This is a genomic window from Pseudomonas sp. LBUM1669 (assembly GCF_059695705.1).
This window is the reverse complement of record NZ_CP166784.1, coordinates 1,038,535-1,056,644: the sequence shown is the minus strand read 5'-3', so window position 1 is coordinate 1,056,644 and position 18,110 is coordinate 1,038,535. Positions and strand designations below refer to the sequence as shown.

The 18,110-nt window shown below is 59.6% G+C and carries 21 protein-coding genes; 12 read left to right on the top strand and 9 right to left on the bottom strand.

The annotated features are described in order from the left end of the window. Positions 1-12 precede the first annotated feature (12 nt). From ACA051_RS04700 to ACA051_RS04675, 6 genes are all read right to left on the bottom strand, one after another. Positions 13-1,806: a DUF1302 domain-containing protein gene (locus tag ACA051_RS04700; RefSeq protein WP_497373685.1), complete on the bottom strand. Its 1,794-nt coding sequence runs from the start codon at positions 1,804-1,806 to the stop codon at positions 13-15. A gap of 552 nt (positions 1,807-2,358) precedes the next feature. Then, positions 2,359-3,270: an SDR family oxidoreductase gene (locus ACA051_RS04695; protein ID WP_497373683.1), complete on the bottom strand. Its 912-nt coding sequence runs from the start codon at positions 3,268-3,270 to the stop codon at positions 2,359-2,361. Positions 3,271-3,380: 110 nt separating this feature from the next. Continuing rightward, a complete protein-coding gene (locus tag ACA051_RS04690; RefSeq protein WP_497308116.1) occupies positions 3,381-4,283 on the bottom strand; it encodes an alpha/beta fold hydrolase in 903 nt (300 codons plus the stop codon). After that, positions 4,283-5,065: a class II aldolase/adducin family protein gene (locus ACA051_RS04685; protein WP_497308115.1), complete on the bottom strand. Its 783-nt coding sequence runs from the start codon at positions 5,063-5,065 to the stop codon at positions 4,283-4,285. Before ACA051_RS04685 ends, ACA051_RS04690 begins: the two co-directional genes overlap by 1 nt. A 131-nt stretch (positions 5,066-5,196) precedes the next feature. Beyond that, positions 5,197-5,883 (bottom strand): LrgB family protein, encoded by a 687-nt coding sequence (locus ACA051_RS04680; protein WP_497308114.1) that lies wholly within the window; start codon positions 5,881-5,883, stop codon positions 5,197-5,199. Then, on the bottom strand, positions 5,873-6,259 hold the full coding sequence (locus tag ACA051_RS04675) for a CidA/LrgA family protein (protein ID WP_497308113.1): 387 nt from the start codon (positions 6,257-6,259) through the stop codon (positions 5,873-5,875). The genes ACA051_RS04680 and ACA051_RS04675 overlap by 11 nt, the downstream gene beginning before the upstream one ends. Before the next feature lie 96 nt (positions 6,260-6,355). On the opposite strand from ACA051_RS04675, the gene ACA051_RS04670 reads away from it, so the two are divergent. Then, complete coding sequence (locus tag ACA051_RS04670; RefSeq protein ID WP_497308111.1) at positions 6,356-7,252, top strand: LysR family transcriptional regulator; 897 nt, start codon at positions 6,356-6,358, stop codon at positions 7,250-7,252. On the opposite strand, the gene ACA051_RS04665 is transcribed toward ACA051_RS04670, so the two are convergent. After that, positions 7,233-7,688, bottom strand: coding sequence for a flavodoxin (locus ACA051_RS04665; RefSeq protein ID WP_497308110.1), 456 nt, complete (start codon positions 7,686-7,688; stop codon positions 7,233-7,235). The two genes, ACA051_RS04670 and ACA051_RS04665, sit on opposite strands and share 20 nt — an antisense overlap. Before the next feature lie 101 nt (positions 7,689-7,789). On the opposite strand from ACA051_RS04665, the gene ACA051_RS04660 reads away from it, so the two are divergent. After that, positions 7,790-8,266, top strand: a complete 477-nt coding sequence (locus tag ACA051_RS04660) for a PAS domain-containing protein (RefSeq protein ID WP_497308108.1) — start codon at positions 7,790-7,792, stop codon at positions 8,264-8,266. Positions 8,267-8,320: 54 nt separating this feature from the next. Then, positions 8,321-8,926 (top strand): hypothetical protein, encoded by a 606-nt coding sequence (locus tag ACA051_RS04655; protein WP_497308106.1) that lies wholly within the window; start codon positions 8,321-8,323, stop codon positions 8,924-8,926. Positions 8,927-8,928: 2 nt separating this feature from the next. Here the strand turns inward: ACA051_RS04655 and ACA051_RS04650 are convergent, their stop codons facing one another. After that, positions 8,929-9,888: a MerR family transcriptional regulator gene (locus ACA051_RS04650; protein ID WP_497373681.1), complete on the bottom strand. Its 960-nt coding sequence runs from the start codon at positions 9,886-9,888 to the stop codon at positions 8,929-8,931. Between the two features lie 208 nt (positions 9,889-10,096). On the opposite strand from ACA051_RS04650, the gene ACA051_RS04645 reads away from it, so the two are divergent. From ACA051_RS04645 to ACA051_RS04615, 7 genes are all read left to right on the top strand, one after another. After that, the gene (locus tag ACA051_RS04645; protein ID WP_497308103.1) at positions 10,097-10,666 is read left to right on the top strand and encodes an antibiotic biosynthesis monooxygenase; all 570 of its coding nucleotides are present in this window, start codon (positions 10,097-10,099) and stop codon (positions 10,664-10,666) included. Between the two features lie 80 nt (positions 10,667-10,746). After that, positions 10,747-11,457 (top strand): dihydromonapterin reductase, encoded by a 711-nt coding sequence (gene folM / locus ACA051_RS04640; protein ID WP_497373679.1) that lies wholly within the window; start codon positions 10,747-10,749, stop codon positions 11,455-11,457. Positions 11,458-11,478: 21 nt separating this feature from the next. Beyond that, positions 11,479-12,054, top strand: coding sequence for a GTP cyclohydrolase I FolE (gene folE / locus ACA051_RS04635; RefSeq protein ID WP_497308099.1), 576 nt, complete (start codon positions 11,479-11,481; stop codon positions 12,052-12,054). Between the two features lie 2 nt (positions 12,055-12,056). After that, positions 12,057-12,428, top strand: a complete 372-nt coding sequence (gene folX / locus ACA051_RS04630) for a dihydroneopterin triphosphate 2'-epimerase (RefSeq protein WP_007970304.1) — start codon at positions 12,057-12,059, stop codon at positions 12,426-12,428. 68 nt (positions 12,429-12,496) lie between these two features. After that, complete coding sequence (locus tag ACA051_RS04625; RefSeq protein ID WP_497373677.1) at positions 12,497-12,793, top strand: DUF1244 domain-containing protein; 297 nt, start codon at positions 12,497-12,499, stop codon at positions 12,791-12,793. Then, complete coding sequence (locus tag ACA051_RS04620) at positions 12,786-13,124, top strand: HopJ type III effector protein (RefSeq protein WP_497308098.1); 339 nt, start codon at positions 12,786-12,788, stop codon at positions 13,122-13,124. Before ACA051_RS04625 ends, ACA051_RS04620 begins: the two co-directional genes overlap by 8 nt. Positions 13,125-13,396: 272 nt before the next feature. Further along, a complete protein-coding gene (locus ACA051_RS04615; protein WP_497373675.1) occupies positions 13,397-14,647 on the top strand; it encodes a 2-aminoadipate transaminase in 1,251 nt (416 codons plus the stop codon). Positions 14,648-14,831: 184 nt separating this feature from the next. Here the strand turns inward: ACA051_RS04615 and trxB are convergent, their stop codons facing one another. Continuing rightward, a complete protein-coding gene (gene trxB / locus ACA051_RS04610; protein ID WP_497308094.1) occupies positions 14,832-15,794 on the bottom strand; it encodes a thioredoxin-disulfide reductase in 963 nt (320 codons plus the stop codon). A gap of 316 nt (positions 15,795-16,110) precedes the next feature. On the opposite strand from trxB, the gene cysZ reads away from it, so the two are divergent. Both cysZ and ACA051_RS04600 read left to right on the top strand, forming a co-directional pair. Then, complete coding sequence (gene cysZ, locus ACA051_RS04605; protein WP_497308092.1) at positions 16,111-16,863, top strand: sulfate transporter CysZ; 753 nt, start codon at positions 16,111-16,113, stop codon at positions 16,861-16,863. A gap of 40 nt (positions 16,864-16,903) precedes the next feature. Continuing rightward, a complete protein-coding gene (locus ACA051_RS04600; RefSeq protein WP_497308090.1) occupies positions 16,904-18,103 on the top strand; it encodes a glycosyltransferase family 4 protein in 1,200 nt (399 codons plus the stop codon). Positions 18,104-18,110 lie beyond the last annotated feature (7 nt).

Sequence of the window (18,110 nt, the reverse complement as noted above, 5' to 3'; positions counted from 1 at the left end):
TTCTCAGCCAGATCAGAAGTTCACGCCGAAGCTCAGTGCCAGGAAGTCGCGGTCTTCCAGGGTGTTGTAGTCACCGCCGAAGAAATCGGTGTAACTCAGGCTCGCGGTATAGGTGTTGCGGTAGTCGGCATCGACACCGACGCTGACGGCCTTGGCGCCTTCGTTGAACAGCCCGTTGGGGCCATAACCCGCGACGTCATGGGACCAGGACAGGTTGGGTTTGAGGTTGATCCCGCCGATCACGTTGGCGTAATCGAGGATCGCCCGGGCACGGTAGCCCCAGGAAGTCGAGGTGACGAAACCTTCGGTGTCGCCGCCGAAACCGTACTGGCCGTAGACCGAGTCGCGGCCGTAACGCAGGTTGCTGCGCGACTCCAGGCCACCGACGTGCACCACCGCCGCTTCGCCGACCAGCGTCAACCGTTGTGCGCCCCACACCTGATCGAAGAACTGCGTGAGGGTGCTCTGGATCTGCGTGATTTCCTTGCGGCGGTAGCCTTTGTTGTCAGCGCCAGGGGTGGTGGCGATCGGTGACGCAGCGCCACCGGCAATCGGGTTGAGCAAAGCCAGGGTCAGGTCGTTGGTGCTGACCTGCACCGGAGCATTCGGTCGATAGCTGATCTCGCCGCTCCACGCGGTGCCGGTAGGCAAGGTGGTAGAGAAACTCGCGCCGTAGAGACGAATGTCTTCCGGGTAGTCGAGGTAATACTGACCGCGACCGAGCATCACGCTTTGGGCCAGGCCCGCACCGCTGCCCGGCGCAAGACGGTTGGCGATACTCACCATCCCCGGCAGGCTGGCCAGTGTCGATGCACCCGCGGTAACGGTGCCCACCGTCGGTGTGCGGCTGTGGTAATTCATGAAATACAGGCCGTACTCGGTGTCGTCACCGAGCCAGCGCAACGCCGTGCCCCACTGCCCGGAATCCCGCGCATCGCGGTCGCCACCACGGGGAACGACCACGCCTTCGCGGGTGACCTGGATAGGCTGACCGAAGGCTGCCGCCAGTGGCGCCAACGGGGCAATGGCGGGGCTGCCTACGGTGTAATTGTTGTTGCAACCATCCGCCACCACGTCGTTGCCGAAGAAGGTGCCGCAGTTGTCGACGACAGTCTGGTCCCACTCCAGTTGATAGAAACCTTCCACCGAGAGCTGATCGGTCAGGCCTTGGGAGGCGAACAGCATGTTCACCGGAATCAGCCCCTCCTTGATCTCGGCGCCTGGGCGACGGAACGCGGATACGTCGATCGGGTTGATGCTGTTGATCGAGTTGCCGATGAAAGTACTTTCACCCCAACTGACCACTTGCTTGCCGGCGCGCAAGGTGCCCGGCAAATCGGCGATGGAATAGTTGTGATAAACGAAGGCATCGAGAATCTGCGCACCGGAGGACTTGGCGCCTTCCTTGCGGCCGCTGTCGCTGATCTGTTTGAACGGGCGGTCTTCATCCTTCAGCTCGAAGTCGTACCAGTACTTGCCACGGACGAACACGCCAGTGTCGCCGTATTTCAATTCGAGGTCGTGCAGGCCTTTGAAGATCTTGGAGAAGGTTTCGCCCTTCTCGAAGTTCTGCCGGCCATCATCACCGGTCGAAGACTGTCCGGTTCCGCCGTTGACGGTACCCACCAAAGATTTATCGGCATCGCGCATGCCCCAACTCGCGCCGACGGACAGCGAGGAGTCGAACGTCCCCTCGATTTCGCCAATGTTGAACGCAACAGCCTGCGCCTGGGCACAGCAGCCCAAGGCAACCGCAGCGGCCAGCGCTTGCGGCGTGAAGATGGCGCGCATTGTTGTTTTTGTCATGCGTCTTCCCCGGTGAGTGACAGAAGGCCCCACCCTACTGCCGCACGTTTGGAGCGATAAGCGCACCAAGGAGGTATTCGTGGTGTACCTCTAAAGGATGAATGGCCTGACGGGACGGGGGTTTGCGCCGGATATGGATGGGCTGGATGGGGGGCTATCAGCAGAACGCATGGCGGGAGGATGACACCGACCTGTAGCAGCTGCCGTGGCGCGGCGGACTATTGCTCATGCTGCAACAGTGCATGTCGCGAATCGCTATTTTTCCTTTGGGCTCAAGGCCTTATTCTTGCCGGGCTTTCAAGGTGAACCGCCAGAAAGCACGAAGCGATGGTGTGTGATCAGCCCACGCCATTGGCGACAGAATCCAGATGAATCGACGCTTTATCGATTGATCGCCCTGTGTTCTCTGACGTTGATTTGTAGCTCCTTGATCCAACGTCTTACTTTGGCCGCTGCGTTTGCAGCGGCCTTTTTTATGGGCAAAGGTTTTGTAGCGAGGGGACAATCGGGGACTTGGCAGGATTCAGGCAAGCCCTGCGCAATACATCAACGTCAAATCGAATACTTCTGCAAATTCCCCATCATTTCCTTCAGCGCCTCAATATTGTCCTTCGGGTGCGCCGCCCCTTCGAAATCACAAATCTGCTGCCAATGCGCCGCCACATCCTCCGGCGAGAAGCCCGCCCGCGGATCAAACCCTGCGCCCAGGCTACGCTCCCAGCGAACCTTGCCCATCCAGCCGCCGCCAACTTCGAACAACCCGGACGTCTCCTGGCAATTTTCACTGGCCAGGTACACCACCAACGGGCTGACCAGTTCCGGCTTGAGTTGCTCGAACACTTGCGGCGGAATCAGGCCTTCGGTCATGCGGGTGCCGCCGGTGGGCGCGATGGCGTTGACCAGGATGTTGTTCTTGCGACCTTCGATGGCGAGTGTGCGGGTCAGGCCGTAGAGGCCGAGTTTGGCCATGCCGTAGTTGGACTGGCCGAAGTTGCCGTAGATGCCCGAGGTCGATGCGGTGAAGATCACGCGGCCGTAGTTTTGCTCGCGCATGTGCGGCCAGGCGGCGCGGGTGACTTTATAGGCGCCTTCGACGTGGACGCGGTAAACCAGGTCCCAGTCGGCGTCGTCCATTTTGTGGAAGGTCTTGTCACGCAGGATCCCGGCGTTGTTGACCACGACATCGATGCGACCGAAGGCGTCGAGGGCGTGCTGGACGATTTTGTCGCCGTCGGTAACGGAGTCGTGGTTGGCTTCGGCGATGCCGCACGCCTCGCGAATTTCCGCCACCACGCGGTCTGCTGCCGAGGCGTTCGCGCCTTCCCCTTGCGCCGAGCCGCCGAGATCATTGACCAGCACTTTGGCGCCCTGTTTGGCGAACAGCAGCGCGTGAGCCCGGCCCAGGCCGCCGCCGGCACCCGTGACGATCACAACTTTATCTTCGAAGCGCACAGACTCATTCATGGGGGAACTCCAGCAGACCAGGGACAATAAGTCCGAGTGTCAGGCACCAGGCTGCTGGTCACAATAAACACAGGTAGAGCTGAATGGTGCCCGATAAGGCTGGGGGATAGTCAGGAACAGGCGGCCCTGCGCGGCGGAGAAACCAGCCGATCCCGAAACTCCAGGTAATGTTTGAGCACCTGCGCCGGCGCTTCGGTCTGAGGGTAATGGCCAATATCGGGCAGCAGCACCGTGTCCGGGTTGGGGACCAGTTCCCGATAGCGCTTGACCATGTGAGCGCCGGAAATGGGGTCGACCTCTCCATCGATGACCCGCAGCGGGACCTCGCCACGCTGCATGGCGCTGACCCAACGATCGCGCTGAACACGCCGCTCAGGGATATAAGCGATGAGTTTGTGCATGATCCGCTGGCCGTGATTGCTGTCGATCAGGCCCCAAAAATCATCCATCTCACTTTCGGTGGGTCGAGTTTGTGGACCAAATATCTGCCGGAAACTTTTCACCATCGCATCACGCGTGAAGGCGCGGCCAATCATCCAACCTAACGGGCTGAGCAATAGTTTTTGCGCCAGCAGCGGTCGATGGGTTTCGGGAAACAGGCCACCATTGAGGAACACGCAACTGGCGAGGTGAATGCGCGCTTCGTAATGCCGGGCCAACAGCTCCTGAGCCACGCTGTCGCCATAATCGTGGGCCAACACATGCACCGGCTGCTCGATGTTCAAATGCGCGAGCAAGGCCTGTTGCAGATCGGCCTGCTCCAGCAGGCTGTATTCGTGATTGACCGGCTTGGCGGAGTCGCCGAAGCCGAGCATGTCGCAGGCAATCACCCGATAGCGCTGCGCCAGCGGTTGCCACAGGTAGTGCCAGTCCCAACTGGCGGTGGGAAAGCCGTGGATGAGCAATAGGGGCTCACCCTGACCCGCCGTCCAGTAACGAATGGTCTGGCCACGGAACGCGAACTCCTGGCCGCGTTTGCGCCAGACACACAGGGGGATCTCGGCGAGCTGCATTAGAGTTTATAACCCGGGTCTTGTTGATCGAGTTTGCGCAGCAACGCCGGCCAGGCCAACGCGCCACCCATCCCTTGAGCACTTTTGGTCACGCCGGCGATCATCGCCTTGGCGCCCGCCAGAATCTGCGGCTCGATAGCAATCAGCTCGGCGCCACCGTTCTGCGCCAGCACCTGGATATCGCAGGCGCGCTGAAAGGTGAACATCATCAGGAACGTGTCGGCGATGGTGCTGCCGCAGGTCAGCAAGCCGTGGTTGTGCAGCATCAGGAAATTGTTTTCACCCAGGTCGGCTTGCAGACGCGCCTTCTCTTCATGGTTCAGGGCAACACCTTCGTAGGCGTGATACGCCAGGCTGGACAGCACAAACAATGACTGCTGACTGATCGGCAGAATGCCCTGCTTTTGCGCGGACACTGCCACACCTGCAGCGGTGTGGGTGTGCAATACGCACACCACATCGTGACGCACTTCATGCACGGCGCTGTGAATGGTGTACCCCGCCGGGTTGATCTCGTAAGGGCTGTCCATCAGCTTGTTGCCGGCCTGGTCGACCTTGACCAGGCTCGATGCGGTGATCTCGTGAAACATCAGCCCGAACGGATTGATCAGGAAATCTTCGGTGCCCGGCACCTTGGCCGAGATGTGCGTGAAGATCAGATCATCCCAACCATGCGAAGCAACCAGACGATAACAGGCCGCCAGGTCGACGCGGGTCTGCCACTCGGCGGCACTGACCTGGTCTTTCACACTATGGGGGGATTGGACGGGAGCAACTTTCACGGCAAGGACCTCCTGTTCTTATAGTTTTACTGTCGTTACCGCAGTCTAGTCGCCCCCGGATTTCGCGTAGTTGCATTGGCAGCCAGCTTGGTGACCTAACGAGTCAGTTCAGGAGAAAGACTGGATCCATGTCAAAGGACCGCCGCCAACAAGGGGGCGGCAAACAGGTTCAAAAGCCCCGTCAGAACCATGACAAGCCCCGCGACCGAGCCTTCCTCACCGCCCACTTCATGGGCCCGACTGACGCCGGCACCGTGCGCGCCGACGCCAAACAACGCGCCGCGCGCAAGAGCGCTGCGCAACGGTAGCCACTTCAATAAAAGGCCGCCGAGCATCGCCCCGAACACCCCGGTGAACATCACGAACACCGCCGTCAGTTCTGGCACGCCGCCGAGGTCGTGAGCCAGCGGCATGGCAAACGGCGTGGTGATGGAACGTGGCACCAGCGACATCGTCACCGAACTGTCCAGCGCCAGCGCCTTGGCCAGACCGAACGAGGTGCCGATGGAAGCTACACTGCCTGCCAGCATTCCGAGCAGCAACGCCGGCCAATGCCGCATCAGCATCTGCCGCTGTTGCCAGATCGGCACCGCGAACGCGACGGTCACCGGCCCCAGCACCCGCATCAGCCAATGGGTGTTGCTCGAATACTCGGCATATGCGGTGTGCAGCGGAACCGCGAGGGCCAGCAGCAGGGCCGGAACCAGAATCAGCGGCGACAGCAGATAACGCCCGGTGCGCCGGTAGATCCAGCGACTGAATAAATAGGCCGAGAGTGTGAAGGCCAGCCAGAACATCGGCATCAACTCAAGCTTCATGGGACCTCCTCAACCGCACCACCCCTTCCACGGTAAACGCGGTGACCAGCATCACCATCAGCGTACTGACACCAATCACCAGCAGAATCCGCCAACCGTCATCGCGCATCAGGCCGCCGTAATCGAGCAGGCTCATCAGCGCTGGAATAAAGAACAGCAGCATCTCGGCCATCAACAGGCCGGCGCCCATTTGCAACGCCGCCGGTTTGATCCCGCCAACCGCGAAGGCCAGCAGCAACAGCGCCATGCCGATGACGCCACCCGGGATCGGCCAGGCCAATCCTGCGGCGATTTCGCAGCCGAGCAGGTAGATGCCGAGCAGCACGGCCAGTTCAGCGGTCAATCGAGCCAGGCGTTTGAAGGTTGATGCATTCATGGTTTCAGTCCTCACAGGTGCTCATTTTACGGAGCGGGCTGCTATCCCCGAAACGAATTGTTAGACTCGGCTCTATTCCAATCTGGAATCATGCGCATGGAATTCAAGCAACTACGCAGCTTCGTCGAAGTGATGCACCAAGGGGGTTTCACTCAAGCCGCCAAGACCCTGCACATCAGCCAATCAGCGGTCAGCAAGCAAGTCGCTCAGTTGGAACAGAGCCTGGGCACACCGCTGCTCGAACGTTTGGGTTCGCAGCTTCGCCTGACCGCCGCCGGCAGCGTGGTACTGCAACGGGCCGAAGGCATGCTGCGGCTGCGCAACGAGTTGCTCAGCGAATTGGACGATTTGAGCCAACTGGCTCGCGGGGAATTGCGTCTGGGCCTGCCATTGCTGGGCAGTGACGCGCTGTTCGCCGGGCTGTTTGCCGAGTACCGGCGGCGCTATCCGAACATCAGCATTCAGTTACTGGAGGGCGGTAGCCTGAACATCGAACAAGCGGTGTTGAGCGGTGAGCTCGAACTCGGTGGCAGTCTGTTGCCGAAGGATCCGCAGTTCGCCTTTCAGCCTTTCTGTGATGAGCCGCTGGATGCGCTGCTGCCCGCCGATCATCCCCTGGCGACGAAGTCGGTGATCGGATTGGAGGAGTTGGCCGATACGCCGTTTCTGCTGTATCAGCGCAGCTTCGTGCTCAACGACCGTTTGCTGCAGGCCTGTCATCAGCTGGGGTTTACGCCCAAGGAAGGTGGGCGCAGTGGCCAGGCGGATTTTCTCGCGGCACTGGTGGCGGCCGGCCAAGGCGTGGTGCTGTTGCCCAGCGTGGTGGCACGCGGGCTGGTGCGGCCAGGTGTGGTGCGCCTGACCTTGAATGCCCCGAGCTATTTGCGCTGGGACATCGCCTTTATCTGGCGTCAAGGTGCGTACTTGTCGAAGGCTGCACAAGCCTGGCTCGCCCTGCTGCGCGAGCGGCCGGTCAGCCCTGCAGCGCTTTAATCAACTCCGTCAGCCAAGGTTCGGCGTCGGTTTCCGGGGTCACGCTTTCGCTGGCGTCCAGGCGCAGCATTGGCAGCACTTCGCGCAGGCCCAGTTCGCCGAACAATTCACGCATCTGCTCGCCGCCGCCGCAGAACGTATCGCCATAACTTGCATCGCCCAAGGCGATCACCGCCCCCGGCAAACCGCGCCAGGCCGCAGGCAATTGGTCACGGATCATCGAATACAGCGGTTGCAGGTTGTCCGGCAACTCACCCATGCCGGTGGTCGACGTCACCGCCAGAAATGCTTCCGGGCCGAAGGCCTGGACATCGGCAAGCATTGCCCGCGGGTTGTGCCAGGTTTCGAAACCCGCTTCTTTTAAAAGAGTGGCGGCGTGGCGGGCAACTTCTTCTGCCGTGCCGTACACCGAGCCGGAAATGATGGCAACTTTCATCAATCGATCCTGAAGCTGAGTAAAAGACACAGATATTAACAGCACAGGCTCATTTGATCTTTTAGAATGCAAATCCCTATCAATACGGAAAGGATTCTCCGATGATCAACGCTCAACTGCTGCAAATGGTGATTAACGCTTCCAACGACGGCATTGTGATTGCCGAAAAGGAAGGCGAACAGGACAACATCCTGATTTACGTAAACCCTGCGTTTGAGCGTCTGACGGGTTACACCAGCGAAGAAATTCTCTACCAGGATTGCCGTTTCCTGCAGGCCGGCGACCGGGATCAGGAAGTCCTCACTACGATTCGCGAATCCTTGAGCAATGACGGCTCCTGCCGGGAAATCCTGAGAAATTATCGCAAGGACGGCACGCCGTTCTGGAATGAGCTTTCCCTTTCCACAGTGAAAAACCCGAATGACGGGCAGACTTACTTTGTGGGCGTGCAGAAAGACGTCACCGTTCAGGTCAAGGCACAACAGCGAGTTGCGCAACTGGAGGCGCAATTGGCGCAGACGCAAGCCGAGCTTGCTGCGCTCAAAGCGACGAACGGCAAAAACAAAACGGCGAATTAATGGTCATTAACTACAATCACCGATGACTTTGTAACTATTCCTTTCGAGCAAGCCATGCAACGCGACGCACTCCTGACACAGGATGAGCTGGATTTCATCCAGACCATGCAACACAACCCGCAACTCAATGTGCGGGATGCAACGTCGAGTCTGCTCGTCAACGGTGGATCGCAAATCCGTGATTTGCTCACGCGCCTGGCAGCACATGAGCAAGTCACCATCCAGGCCAACTTCGAAAACCAGCAAATGACCTTTCCGCTGCACCTGGTGGAAGACGAATTTCATGCGCTGCATTTGCGCCTGGGTGTGCCGAGTATTTATGAAGACGGCCCGATGGTACGGCCATGGCGCCTGACGCTCGAAGAGCCAGTGGCGCTGGAAAATGCCAAAGGCCAGCCTGGCACGATGTGGGTGCACGAAATATCGTTCAAAGGCGTTTTGCTGGAAGTCCGCAACAAGACCAAACCCCCCAAGCACTTCGCGTTGTGGTTCAGCCCTTCAGGCTATGAGCGGATTGCATTGCGCGGTACTTTTGAGCGCGAAACCGAACAAGGTTTCTACGCCTACGAACTGAGCCAGAGCGACAAGGACGAGACCGAGCGTCTGCGCCAGTACATCCTTCAGCAGCATCGCCTGACACATCCCGCACTGCACCTCTGAATTCAGGTATCCAGGTTTCCTGCCAGGAACTGTTTCAGACGCTGACGCATCACCATCCCCTCATTCCCCAGACACCCGATCGACGATCCGGCCAGGCTGTCCTGTGCCAGGTCCGACGCATCGCCGGCCAGCAACAACTGACAGTCCAGGCTCAAGGCCAGTCGATTCAGACGTCGAGGCAACTCAGGAGCCGGTGCGTGATGGGACACCAGCACCAGTGCCGTGGGCTTGATCCGCTCGCAAACCAGGGTCAACTCGTCGAAGGGCTGACCGATCGCCAGCAATTGAATGGCCGAGTCGACACTGCTCAGGTACAGCGCCGTGACCAGCACTTCGAGTTCATGAGCCTGATCGGCCAAGGCGCAGACAATCACACGTCGAGGCTGCATGACACGCACCAGCAGCATGCGCTGCAACACGCGTGAACGCAGGAAACCATCCAGAAACAGCCACCCACTGGTCTGACCGAACGCGTCATGGCGCTGCAGCATCAGCTTCCAAATCGGCATCAGGATGTCCTGGAACACCACTGTCAGAGGGTAACTGGAAAAAATCTGTCCATAGACTTGCTCCAGCTTCACCTCGTCAAACGCCGTTACCGCCACCTGCACCTGCTGCTGCCACTGGGCGTAGTCGGCCTGAACGAGTTCGTCGGGAATGATCTTCGCCAGGGCTTTGAGCGGCTCGGTCTTGGCCAGTATCTTGCCGACCTTGCTCACCGCAACGCCGCGGTCGATCCAGCCGAGAATGCTGCGGACCTTTTCAATATCCGCCATCGAGTACAGCCGATGCCCGCTTTCGGTGCGTGTGGGCTGGATCAGGCCATATCGTCGCTCCCATGCGCGCAACGTGACAGGGTTGATACCCGTCAGGCGCGCTACTTCACGAATGGGAAACAGCTCTTCCTGTTCCAGTGCAGCACCTCGCTGCAAAACTGGGACACCTTCAGTCAGGACAGGCATGTGGCAATGACGTCCGCGTGCAAAATTGGATCCCATTCTAACTCTTCCACCCCATGCCTGTTCAAGACTGATAAACGACGAAGTCGCTGGTGTATCCGTCAAAATCAGGAATAATCCTTGCTTGTCTCAAGACGCAGCCCATCACCCCGGCGCTGCGCCTGGCGAAACTCCTACCCGGAGTGACGCGTCTGTTATACGGAGATTCACCATGTCTACCTCACCCGTCACGCTGATGGTTGCGCGCCGCGTCGCCGATGGGCGCTATCAGGACCTGATGGCCTGGTTGCGCGAAGGCGAACAACTGGCCACCGACTTTCCCGGTTATCTCGGCTCAGGCGTGCTCGCTCCGCCGCCCGGCGATAACGAATTCCAGATTATTTTCCGCTTTGCCAACGAGCAAACCATGCACGCCTGGGAGCACTCCGCTTCGCGTACCGCATGGCTGGCCCGCGGCAGCGATCTGTTTGCGCATAAGACGGAACATCGCGTGAGTGGCATTGAAGGCTGGTTCGGCGCGGTCGGCCAGCGCCCACCCCGCTGGAAGCAGGCTGTGGCGATCTGGCTGGCATTCTTTCCGGTTTCCCTGCTGTTCAACTTTGTATTGGGGCCGTTGCTCGACGACATGAGCCTGCTGCCGCGCGTACTCATCAGCACCCTATGCCTGACGCCATTGATGGTCTATTTCTTCATTCCGTTGTCGACCCGCCTGCTGGCCGGCTGGCTGAACAGCACGCCGGCACGCCCATTGCCCGCCGAGCCCACTCCCCAAAACCACTGATTTCCATGTAGGAGCCCCGCAATAGGTGAATGCCGCTGCGCGCTGGTATAGTTTTGCTCTTACCGCGACGCGAGCCGTTCATGACCTCTTCCGCAGCTCCGATCCTCATCACCGGTGCCGGCCAGCGTGTCGGCCTGCACTGTGCGCAGCGTTTACTCGAAGACGGCCATCCGGTGATCTTCAGCTACCGCAGCGAGCGCCCCGGCGTGCAGACATTGCGCAACCTGGGCGCCACTGCGGTATTTGCCGACTTCTCCACTGAAGCGGGGATCCTCGCGTTCATCACTCAACTGAAAACCCACACCGACAACCTGCGAGCCATTGTCCACAACGCTTCCGAATGGCTGGCCGAAACCCCGGACACCGACGCCGAGGCCTTCACCCGCATGTTCAGCGTGCACATGCTGGCGCCCTATTTGATCAACCTGCACTGTGCCGACTTGCTCGAACGCTCAAGCCCCGCCGACATCGTGCACATCAGCGATGACGTGACCCGCAAGGGCAGCAGCAAACACATTGGCTACTGCGCCAGCAAAGCCGGGCTCGACAGCCTCACCCTGTCCTTCGCCGCGAAATACGCGCCGACAATCAAGGTCAACGGTATCGCGCCAGCCCTGCTAATGTTCAACCCCGACGACAACGCGGCGTACCGCGCCAAAGCATTGGCCAAATCCGCGCTGGGCATCGAACCCGGCAGCGAAGTGATCTACCAGAGCCTGCGTTATTTGCTCGACAACCCTTATGTCACCGGCACGACCCTGACCGTCAACGGCGGACGGCACATCAAATAAGCGGCCCCGCGAGGATGTTCCATGACGTTATCCCTGCCCCAGAATTCATTGTCCCAGAGCTATCGCGATATCCTCATCGGCCTCGGTGAAAACCCCGACCGCGAAGGACTGCAAGACACCCCGGTTCGCGCGGCCAAGGCCATGCAGTACCTCTGCCACGGCTACGACCAGAGTGTCGAAGAGATCGTCAACGGCGCACTGTTCGCTTCCGACAACGATGAAATGATCATCGTCGACAACATCGAGCTGTACTCGCTCTGCGAACATCACATGCTGCCCTTCATCGGCAAGGCGCATGTGGCTTATATTCCAACGGGCAAAGTGCTGGGCCTGTCGAAGATTGCACGACTGGTGGACATGTTCGCCCGTCGCCTGCAGATCCAGGAAAACCTCACCCGGCAAATCGCCGACGCGGTGCAGCAAGTGACCGGTGCGGCGGGCGTCGCGGTGGTCATCGAAGCCAAGCACATGTGCATGATGATGCGCGGCGTCGAGAAACAGAATTCGACCATGAACACCTCGGTGATGCTCGGCGCCTTCCGCGACTCGAGCAACACCCGCCAGGAGTTCCTGCAATTGATTGGACGGAGCAAGTAGCAATGCCACAACTTCAACCAGGAATGGCACGCATCCGGGTCAAGGACCTGTGCCTGCGGACCTTCATCGGGATCAACGAGGATGAAATCCTCAACAAGCAGGATGTGCTGATCAACCTGACCATCCTGTATGCCGCTCAGGAAGCGGTGCGTGACAACGACATCGATCACGCGCTGAATTACCGGACCATCACCAAGGCGATCATCGCCCACGTGGAAGGCAATCGCTTCGCCCTGCTCGAACGCCTGACCCAGGAGATCCTCGATCTGGTCATGGCCAACGCGTCGGTGCTGTACGCCGAGGTTGAAGTCGACAAGCCACACGCCCTGCGATTCGCCGAGTCGGTGTCCATTACGCTTGCAGCGAGCCGCTGACCGCGTCTGGCGCATTGTCCGTCAGACTTTTATCATCCGCGCCACGATTGAATTGCACAGAGCCCGCCATGAACGATCAACAACGCCTGGAACTTGAAGCCGCCGCCTTTCGCCGGCTGGTCGCCCACCTGGACAGCCGCAAGGACGTGCAGAACATCGACCTGATGAACCTCTCGGGTTTCTGCCGCAACTGCCTGTCCAAGTGGTACAAGGCCGCCGCCGATGAACGCCAGATCGAGGTCAGCCTCGATGACGCCCGCGAAGTGGTTTACGGCATGCCTTACGCCGAGTGGAAAGCCCAATACCAGCAAGAAGCCAACGCCGAACAACAAGCGGCGTTCGCCAAAGGAAAACCCGATGAATGATTTGACGACCCTGCGCACCAGCCTCAAGAGCGGCGATCACGTTTTCGCCGACACCCTGGCGTTCATCGCCGCGGGTTATGACTACCAGCCTCAGGCTTTCAACAACGGTGGCGTGGAAAACGCCGCCGGGCAGAACGAAGGTTCGTGCAAGACCCTGGGCCTGGCGCTGCTGGAAGGCCTGAGCGATGAAGAAGCGCTGTTGGCGTTTGGCGAGCATTACCGCTCGGTCGTGGCCACGCCTGAAGGCAACGACCACGGCAACATTCGCGCGTTGATTACGCATGGTCTGGCCGGCGTGAAGTTCTCGCAGCAACCGCTGACTCGTCGCTGATCAAAGCCCGCAAAACACTTCACAAGTGACACTGAACCTGTGGCGAGGGAGCTTGCTCCCGCTGGACTGCGTAGCGGTCCCTCTTTTTTGGGGCCGCTGCGCGACCCAGCGGGAGCAAGCTCCCTCGCCACAGGTTACGCTTTGCCTGCCCATCTCTTATTCGCACACATCCCGACTTTTAAGATTGACCCGGCAACTTTATTTCGTTTGCCGGGTACCACTGCTCACGGCTTAGATAAAAAGAAGCATCCCTTCTTCTGAGTCAGGTACCCATGAGCAGCGAAACCATCAGCCAGTCGATCAACGTCGTTCATCCCGTCACGCTCAGCCACGGCAAAAACGCCGAGGTGTGGGACACCGATGGCAAACGCTATATCGACTTTGTCGGCGGCATCGGCGTACTTAACCTTGGCCATTGCCATCCGCGCATCGTCGAGGCCATTCGCGAACAAGCCACGCGGCTGACTCACTACGCGTTCAACGCCGCACCGCATGCGCCCTACATCGAACTGATGGATCGTCTGACGGCGTTCATGCCGGTGGACTACCCGGTCAGCGGCATGCTCACCAACAGCGGCGCAGAAGCGGCGGAAAACGCCCTGAAGATCGTGCGTGGCGCCACCGGTCGCACCGCGGTCATCGCGTTCGACGGCGCCTTCCACGGCCGTACCCTCGCCACACTCAATCTCAATGGAAAAGTCGCGCCTTACAAACAGAAAGTCGGTGTACTGCCGGGGCCGGTGTTCCATTTGCCGTACCCAAGCAAGGACAACGGCGTGACCTGTGCCGATGCCTTGAAAGCCATGGATCGACTGTTTAGTGTCGAAATCGACGTTGAAGATGTGGCCTGCTTTATCGTCGAGCCGGTGCAAGGCGAAGCGGGGTTCCTGGCGATGGACGTGGCGTTCGCCCAGGCGCTGCGCACGTTCTGCAATGAAAAAAAGATTCTGCTGATCGCCGATGAAATCCAGTCCGGCTTCGGCCGCACCGGCGAACGTTTTGCGTTTTCGCGCCTGGGCATCGAGCCGGACCTGATCCTGCTGGGTAAAAGCATCGCCGGCGGCGTGCCACTGGGCGCGGTGGTCGGGCGCAAGTCGCTGCTCGACACCTTGCCCAAAGGTGGACTGGGCGGCACCTATTCGGGCAACCCCATCGCCTGCGCCGCCGCATTGGCGACGCTAGATGAAATGACGGATGCCAACCTGCACGCCTGGGGTGCGCAGCAGGAAGAAGCGATTGTCAGCCGTTACGAGTCCTGGCGCGCAAGCGAACTTTCACCGTATCTGGGTCGTTTGACCGGCGGCGGCGCGATGCGCGGCATCGAACTGAGCCATGCCGACGGCTCCCCGGCCTCGGCGCAGTTGACGCAACTTCTGAGCCTGGCGCGAGACGCGGGGTTGCTGCTGATGCCCAGCGGTAAATCGCGCCACATCATTCGGTTGTTGGCGCCATTGACCACCGAGTCTGCCGTGCTGGAGGAAGGCCTGGATATTCTTGAGGCGTGCCTGAAGAAACTGATCTGAATATAAAGTCCCTGTAGTCCCTGTAGTCCCTGTGGGAGCTGCCTGCTAGCGATGGTGTGTCAGTCACATCGATGTAGCTGACACACCATCGCTAGCAGGCTAGCTCCCACAGGAGTTTGTGTTGACCGCACTTTCTGTGGGCACAAAAAAACCGGCCGAAGCCGGTTTTTTCATTTCAACGATTTCAGAACTTGGCGTTCTGCAGGTCATCGAGGTAACGCTCCGCATCCAGTGCCGCCATGCAACCGGCGCCGGCCGAGGTGATGGCCTGACGGTAAACGTGGTCAGCCACGTCACCGGCAGCGAAGATGCCTTCGAGGTTGGTCGCGGTGGCGTTGCCGTCGCGGCCGCCCTGCACAACCAGGTAACCGTCTTTCAACGTCAGCTGGCCTTCGAACAGCGAAGTGTTCGGGGTGTGGCCAATGGCGATGAACACGCCGTCGACTGTCAGCTCGTCAAAGCTGCCGTCGTTGTTCTTCAAACGGGCACCGGTCACGCCCATGTTGTCGCCCAGGACTTCGTCCAGGTTCGAGTTCAGCTTCAGGATGATCTTGCCTTCGGCAACCCGGGCATTCAGCTTGTCGATCAGGATCTTCTCGGCGCGGAAGGTTTCGCGGCGGTGAATCAGGGTCACGGTGCTGGCGATGTTGGCCAGGTACAGCGCTTCCTCGACAGCGGTGTTGCCGCCACCCACCACAGCCACTGGCTTGTTGCGGTAGAAGAAACCGTCGCAGGTTGCGCAGGCCGAAACGCCTTTGCCCATGAACGCTTCTTCCGAAGGCAGGCCGAGGTAACGCGCGCTGGCGCCGGTGGCGATGATCAACGCGTCGCAAGTGTAAGTCGCGCTGTCGCCGATCAGGGTGTATGGCTTGGCAGCGAAGTCGACGGCATTGATGTGATCGAAAACGATCTCGGTTTCAAAGCGCTCAGCGTGCTCTTTCATGCGGTCCATCAGCGCCGGGCCGGTCAGACCGTGGACATCGCCCGGCCAGTTGTCGACTTCGGTGGTGGTGGTCAGTTGACCGCCGGCTTGCATGCCGGTGATCAGCAGTGGCTTGAGGTTGGCACGGGCGGCATAGACCGCGGCGCTGTAACCGGCAGGGCCGGAACCGAGAATAATCACTCGCGAATGACGGACTTCAGACATGACCTGCTCCTGTTGACCGGCCGTAAACATCTGGCGCGGAACGCCGGGTTGCCGGCGGGAATAAAAAAGGACCGTTGAAAGCACTTGGGGAAGGCTTGAGCTCGACAGTCCTGTAAAAAGTATGGGGTGCAGCGTATCGAGGGGGCGAAGATTAAGGAAATACGGTTTAACAATCCAGCTCATAGGTGGTCTCTATACCGTCACGCTGAATATAGAGACGCCTTTGTTACAGTTGATGTCGATGCTGCGACCGCGCTTTCGCCTGTCAGGCAAAGCCGGTAAGGTCGGCGCGTTTTCCCTCTGCTCGGAGCACGTTATGCCCGCCCCCGTTCTGTCCGGCCCGCAATACCTGCGCGAAGGCCTCAAGCTGGTCTTGAGCCCCAGCCTGCGTTTGTTCGTATTGTTGCCCTTGGCGATCAACCTCGTGCTGTTCGTCGGATTGATCTACCTGGCCAGCCATCAATTCAGCCTGTGGGTCGATACGCTGATGCCGTCCCTGCCCGACTGGTTGAGTTTTCTCAGTTACGTCCTCTGGCCGATTTTTGTCGTGCTGGTGGTTCTGATGGTGTTTTTCACCTTCACCATGCTCGCCAACGTCATCGCCGCGCCGTTCAACGGCTTCCTGGCGGAGAAAGTGGAAGTGGTGGTGCGCGGCACCGATGACTTCCCAGCGTTCAGCTGGGGCGAACTGATCGAAATGGTCCCCCGGACCCTGGCCCGGGAAATGCGCAAACTCGGCTACTTCCTGCCGCGGGCAATCGGCTTGTTCATTCTCTCGTTCATCCCCGTGGTGAACATCATTGCCGCGCCGCTGTGGCTGCTGTTCGGCGTGTGGATGATGGCGATCCAGTACATCGACTACCCGGCAGACAACCACAAACTGGGCTGGAACGAAATGCTCGCCTGGCTGCGCGAAAAGCGTTGGCAGAGCATGAGTTTCGGCGGGATCGTGTATCTGGTGTTGCTGATTCCGGTGGTCAACATCCTGATGATGCCGGCGGCTGTGGCGGGTGCGACGCTGTTCTGGGTGCGTGAGCGCGGCGCAGAGAATCTGGTGACCCAACGCTGACACCGTCACAAATCCATCATCGAAACGCCACAATGACGACATGCCCCCAGCCGACACTGGGGTCATGACGACAGCTCTGCATATCACTCTGATCACCGAAACCTTCCCACCGGAAATCAACGGCGTGGCTAATACCCTTGGCCGCTTGTGCGATGGTTTGCGCGCGCGCGGGCATCAGGTCGAACTGGTGCGGCCGCGTCAAGGCTGCGATCAGCTGGCGGCCAGTAGCGATGAATTGTTGCTGTGTCGCGGCTGGCCGTTGCCGGGCTATCCGGGCTTGCAATGGGGTCAGTCGTCCGTGCACAAGCTGCTACGGCGCTGGAAGCGTCATCGTCCGGACGTGCTCTACATCGCCACCGAAGGACCGTTGGGGTTGTCGGCGTTGCGCGCGGCGCGGCGCTTGGGGATTTCGGTGGTCAGCGGCTTTCACACCAATTTCCAGCAGTATTCCAATCAGTACGGGCTCGGCTTGCTGTCGCGCTTGCTGACTCATTATCTGCGCTGGTTTCACAATCGGTCCACGTTGACTCTGGTGCCGAGCATCAGCCAGCGACTGGAACTGGAGCGGCGTCATTTCGAACGTCTGGCGTTGTTGTCCCGAGGGGTCGACAGCCAATTATTTCATCCGGTTAAACGCCTGCAATCTTTACGCGAACAGTGGGGGCTGACCGAGAAGGACATCGCGGTCATCCACGTAGGACGCCTGGCGCAGGAGAAAAACCTTGGCTTGCTCAAGCGCTGTTTTGACGCGTTGAAGGCCACTTATCCACAGCGCAAATTGAAATTGATCGTGGTCGGCGACGGGCCGCAGCGAGGTTTTTTGGAGAAGGAACTGCCTGACGCGATTTTCTGCGGCTCACAACGTGGCGAAGTCTTGGCCAGTCACTATGCGTCAGCGGATGTATTTCTGTTTCCAAGCATGACCGAAACCTTTGGCAATGTGGTGCTTGAAGCGCTGGCCTCGGGATTGGGTGTGGTGGCCTACGATCAGGCTGCCGCGGCTCAGCATATACGCCATGGCTACAACGGCGTGTTGGCGATGCCGGGGGACGAAGAGGCGTTCTGCGATGCCGCGACGTGGTTGTTGGAAGAGCGCGAAACCTTGCGCTGCGTGCGGCTCAATGCGCGTCAGCATGCGAGTCGTCAGGGTTGGGCGGCGATTATCGAGCAGTTTGAGGGGCAGTTGCGGGGGGCTTGTGTCAGGGAACAGGTGGTTCCTGGTGCAGCGTCCTTACCCTGAATCTTTG

What these genes read in the sequence shown, in the direction of transcription:
- ACA051_RS04660 (WP_497308108.1), top strand. Translation starts at nt 7,790, where the DNA reads ATGATCAACGCTCAACTGCTGCAAATGGTGATTAACGCTTCCAACGAC.
- ACA051_RS04645 (WP_497308103.1), top strand. Translation starts at nt 10,097, where the DNA reads ATGTCTACCTCACCCGTCACGCTGATGGTTGCGCGCCGCGTCGCCGAT.
- ACA051_RS04695 (WP_497373683.1), bottom strand. Translation starts at nt 3,270, where the DNA reads ATGAATGAGTCTGTGCGCTTCGAAGATAAAGTTGTGATCGTCACGGGT.
- ACA051_RS04655 (WP_497308106.1), top strand. Translation starts at nt 8,321, where the DNA reads ATGCAACGCGACGCACTCCTGACACAGGATGAGCTGGATTTCATCCAG.
- ACA051_RS04615 (WP_497373675.1), top strand. Translation starts at nt 13,397, where the DNA reads ATGAGCAGCGAAACCATCAGCCAGTCGATCAACGTCGTTCATCCCGTC.
- ACA051_RS04680 (WP_497308114.1), bottom strand. Translation starts at nt 5,883, where the DNA reads ATGAAGCTTGAGTTGATGCCGATGTTCTGGCTGGCCTTCACACTCTCG.
- ACA051_RS04600 (WP_497308090.1), top strand. Translation starts at nt 16,904, where the DNA reads ATGCCCCCAGCCGACACTGGGGTCATGACGACAGCTCTGCATATCACT.
- trxB (WP_497308094.1), bottom strand. Translation starts at nt 15,794, where the DNA reads ATGTCTGAAGTCCGTCATTCGCGAGTGATTATTCTCGGTTCCGGCCCT.
- ACA051_RS04670 (WP_497308111.1), top strand. Translation starts at nt 6,356, where the DNA reads ATGGAATTCAAGCAACTACGCAGCTTCGTCGAAGTGATGCACCAAGGG.
- cysZ (WP_497308092.1), top strand. Translation starts at nt 16,111, where the DNA reads ATGCCCGCCCCCGTTCTGTCCGGCCCGCAATACCTGCGCGAAGGCCTC.
- ACA051_RS04650 (WP_497373681.1), bottom strand. Translation starts at nt 9,888, where the DNA reads ATGCCTGTCCTGACTGAAGGTGTCCCAGTTTTGCAGCGAGGTGCTGCA.
- folE (WP_497308099.1), top strand. Translation starts at nt 11,479, where the DNA reads ATGACGTTATCCCTGCCCCAGAATTCATTGTCCCAGAGCTATCGCGAT.
- ACA051_RS04700 (WP_497373685.1), bottom strand. Translation starts at nt 1,806, where the DNA reads ATGACAAAAACAACAATGCGCGCCATCTTCACGCCGCAAGCGCTGGCC.
- folM (WP_497373679.1), top strand. Translation starts at nt 10,747, where the DNA reads ATGACCTCTTCCGCAGCTCCGATCCTCATCACCGGTGCCGGCCAGCGT.
- ACA051_RS04690 (WP_497308116.1), bottom strand. Translation starts at nt 4,283, where the DNA reads ATGCAGCTCGCCGAGATCCCCCTGTGTGTCTGGCGCAAACGCGGCCAG.
- ACA051_RS04675 (WP_497308113.1), bottom strand. Translation starts at nt 6,259, where the DNA reads ATGAATGCATCAACCTTCAAACGCCTGGCTCGATTGACCGCTGAACTG.
- ACA051_RS04665 (WP_497308110.1), bottom strand. Translation starts at nt 7,688, where the DNA reads ATGAAAGTTGCCATCATTTCCGGCTCGGTGTACGGCACGGCAGAAGAA.
- folX (WP_007970304.1), top strand. Translation starts at nt 12,057, where the DNA reads ATGCCACAACTTCAACCAGGAATGGCACGCATCCGGGTCAAGGACCTG.
- ACA051_RS04625 (WP_497373677.1), top strand. Translation starts at nt 12,497, where the DNA reads ATGAACGATCAACAACGCCTGGAACTTGAAGCCGCCGCCTTTCGCCGG.
- ACA051_RS04620 (WP_497308098.1), top strand. Translation starts at nt 12,786, where the DNA reads ATGAATGATTTGACGACCCTGCGCACCAGCCTCAAGAGCGGCGATCAC.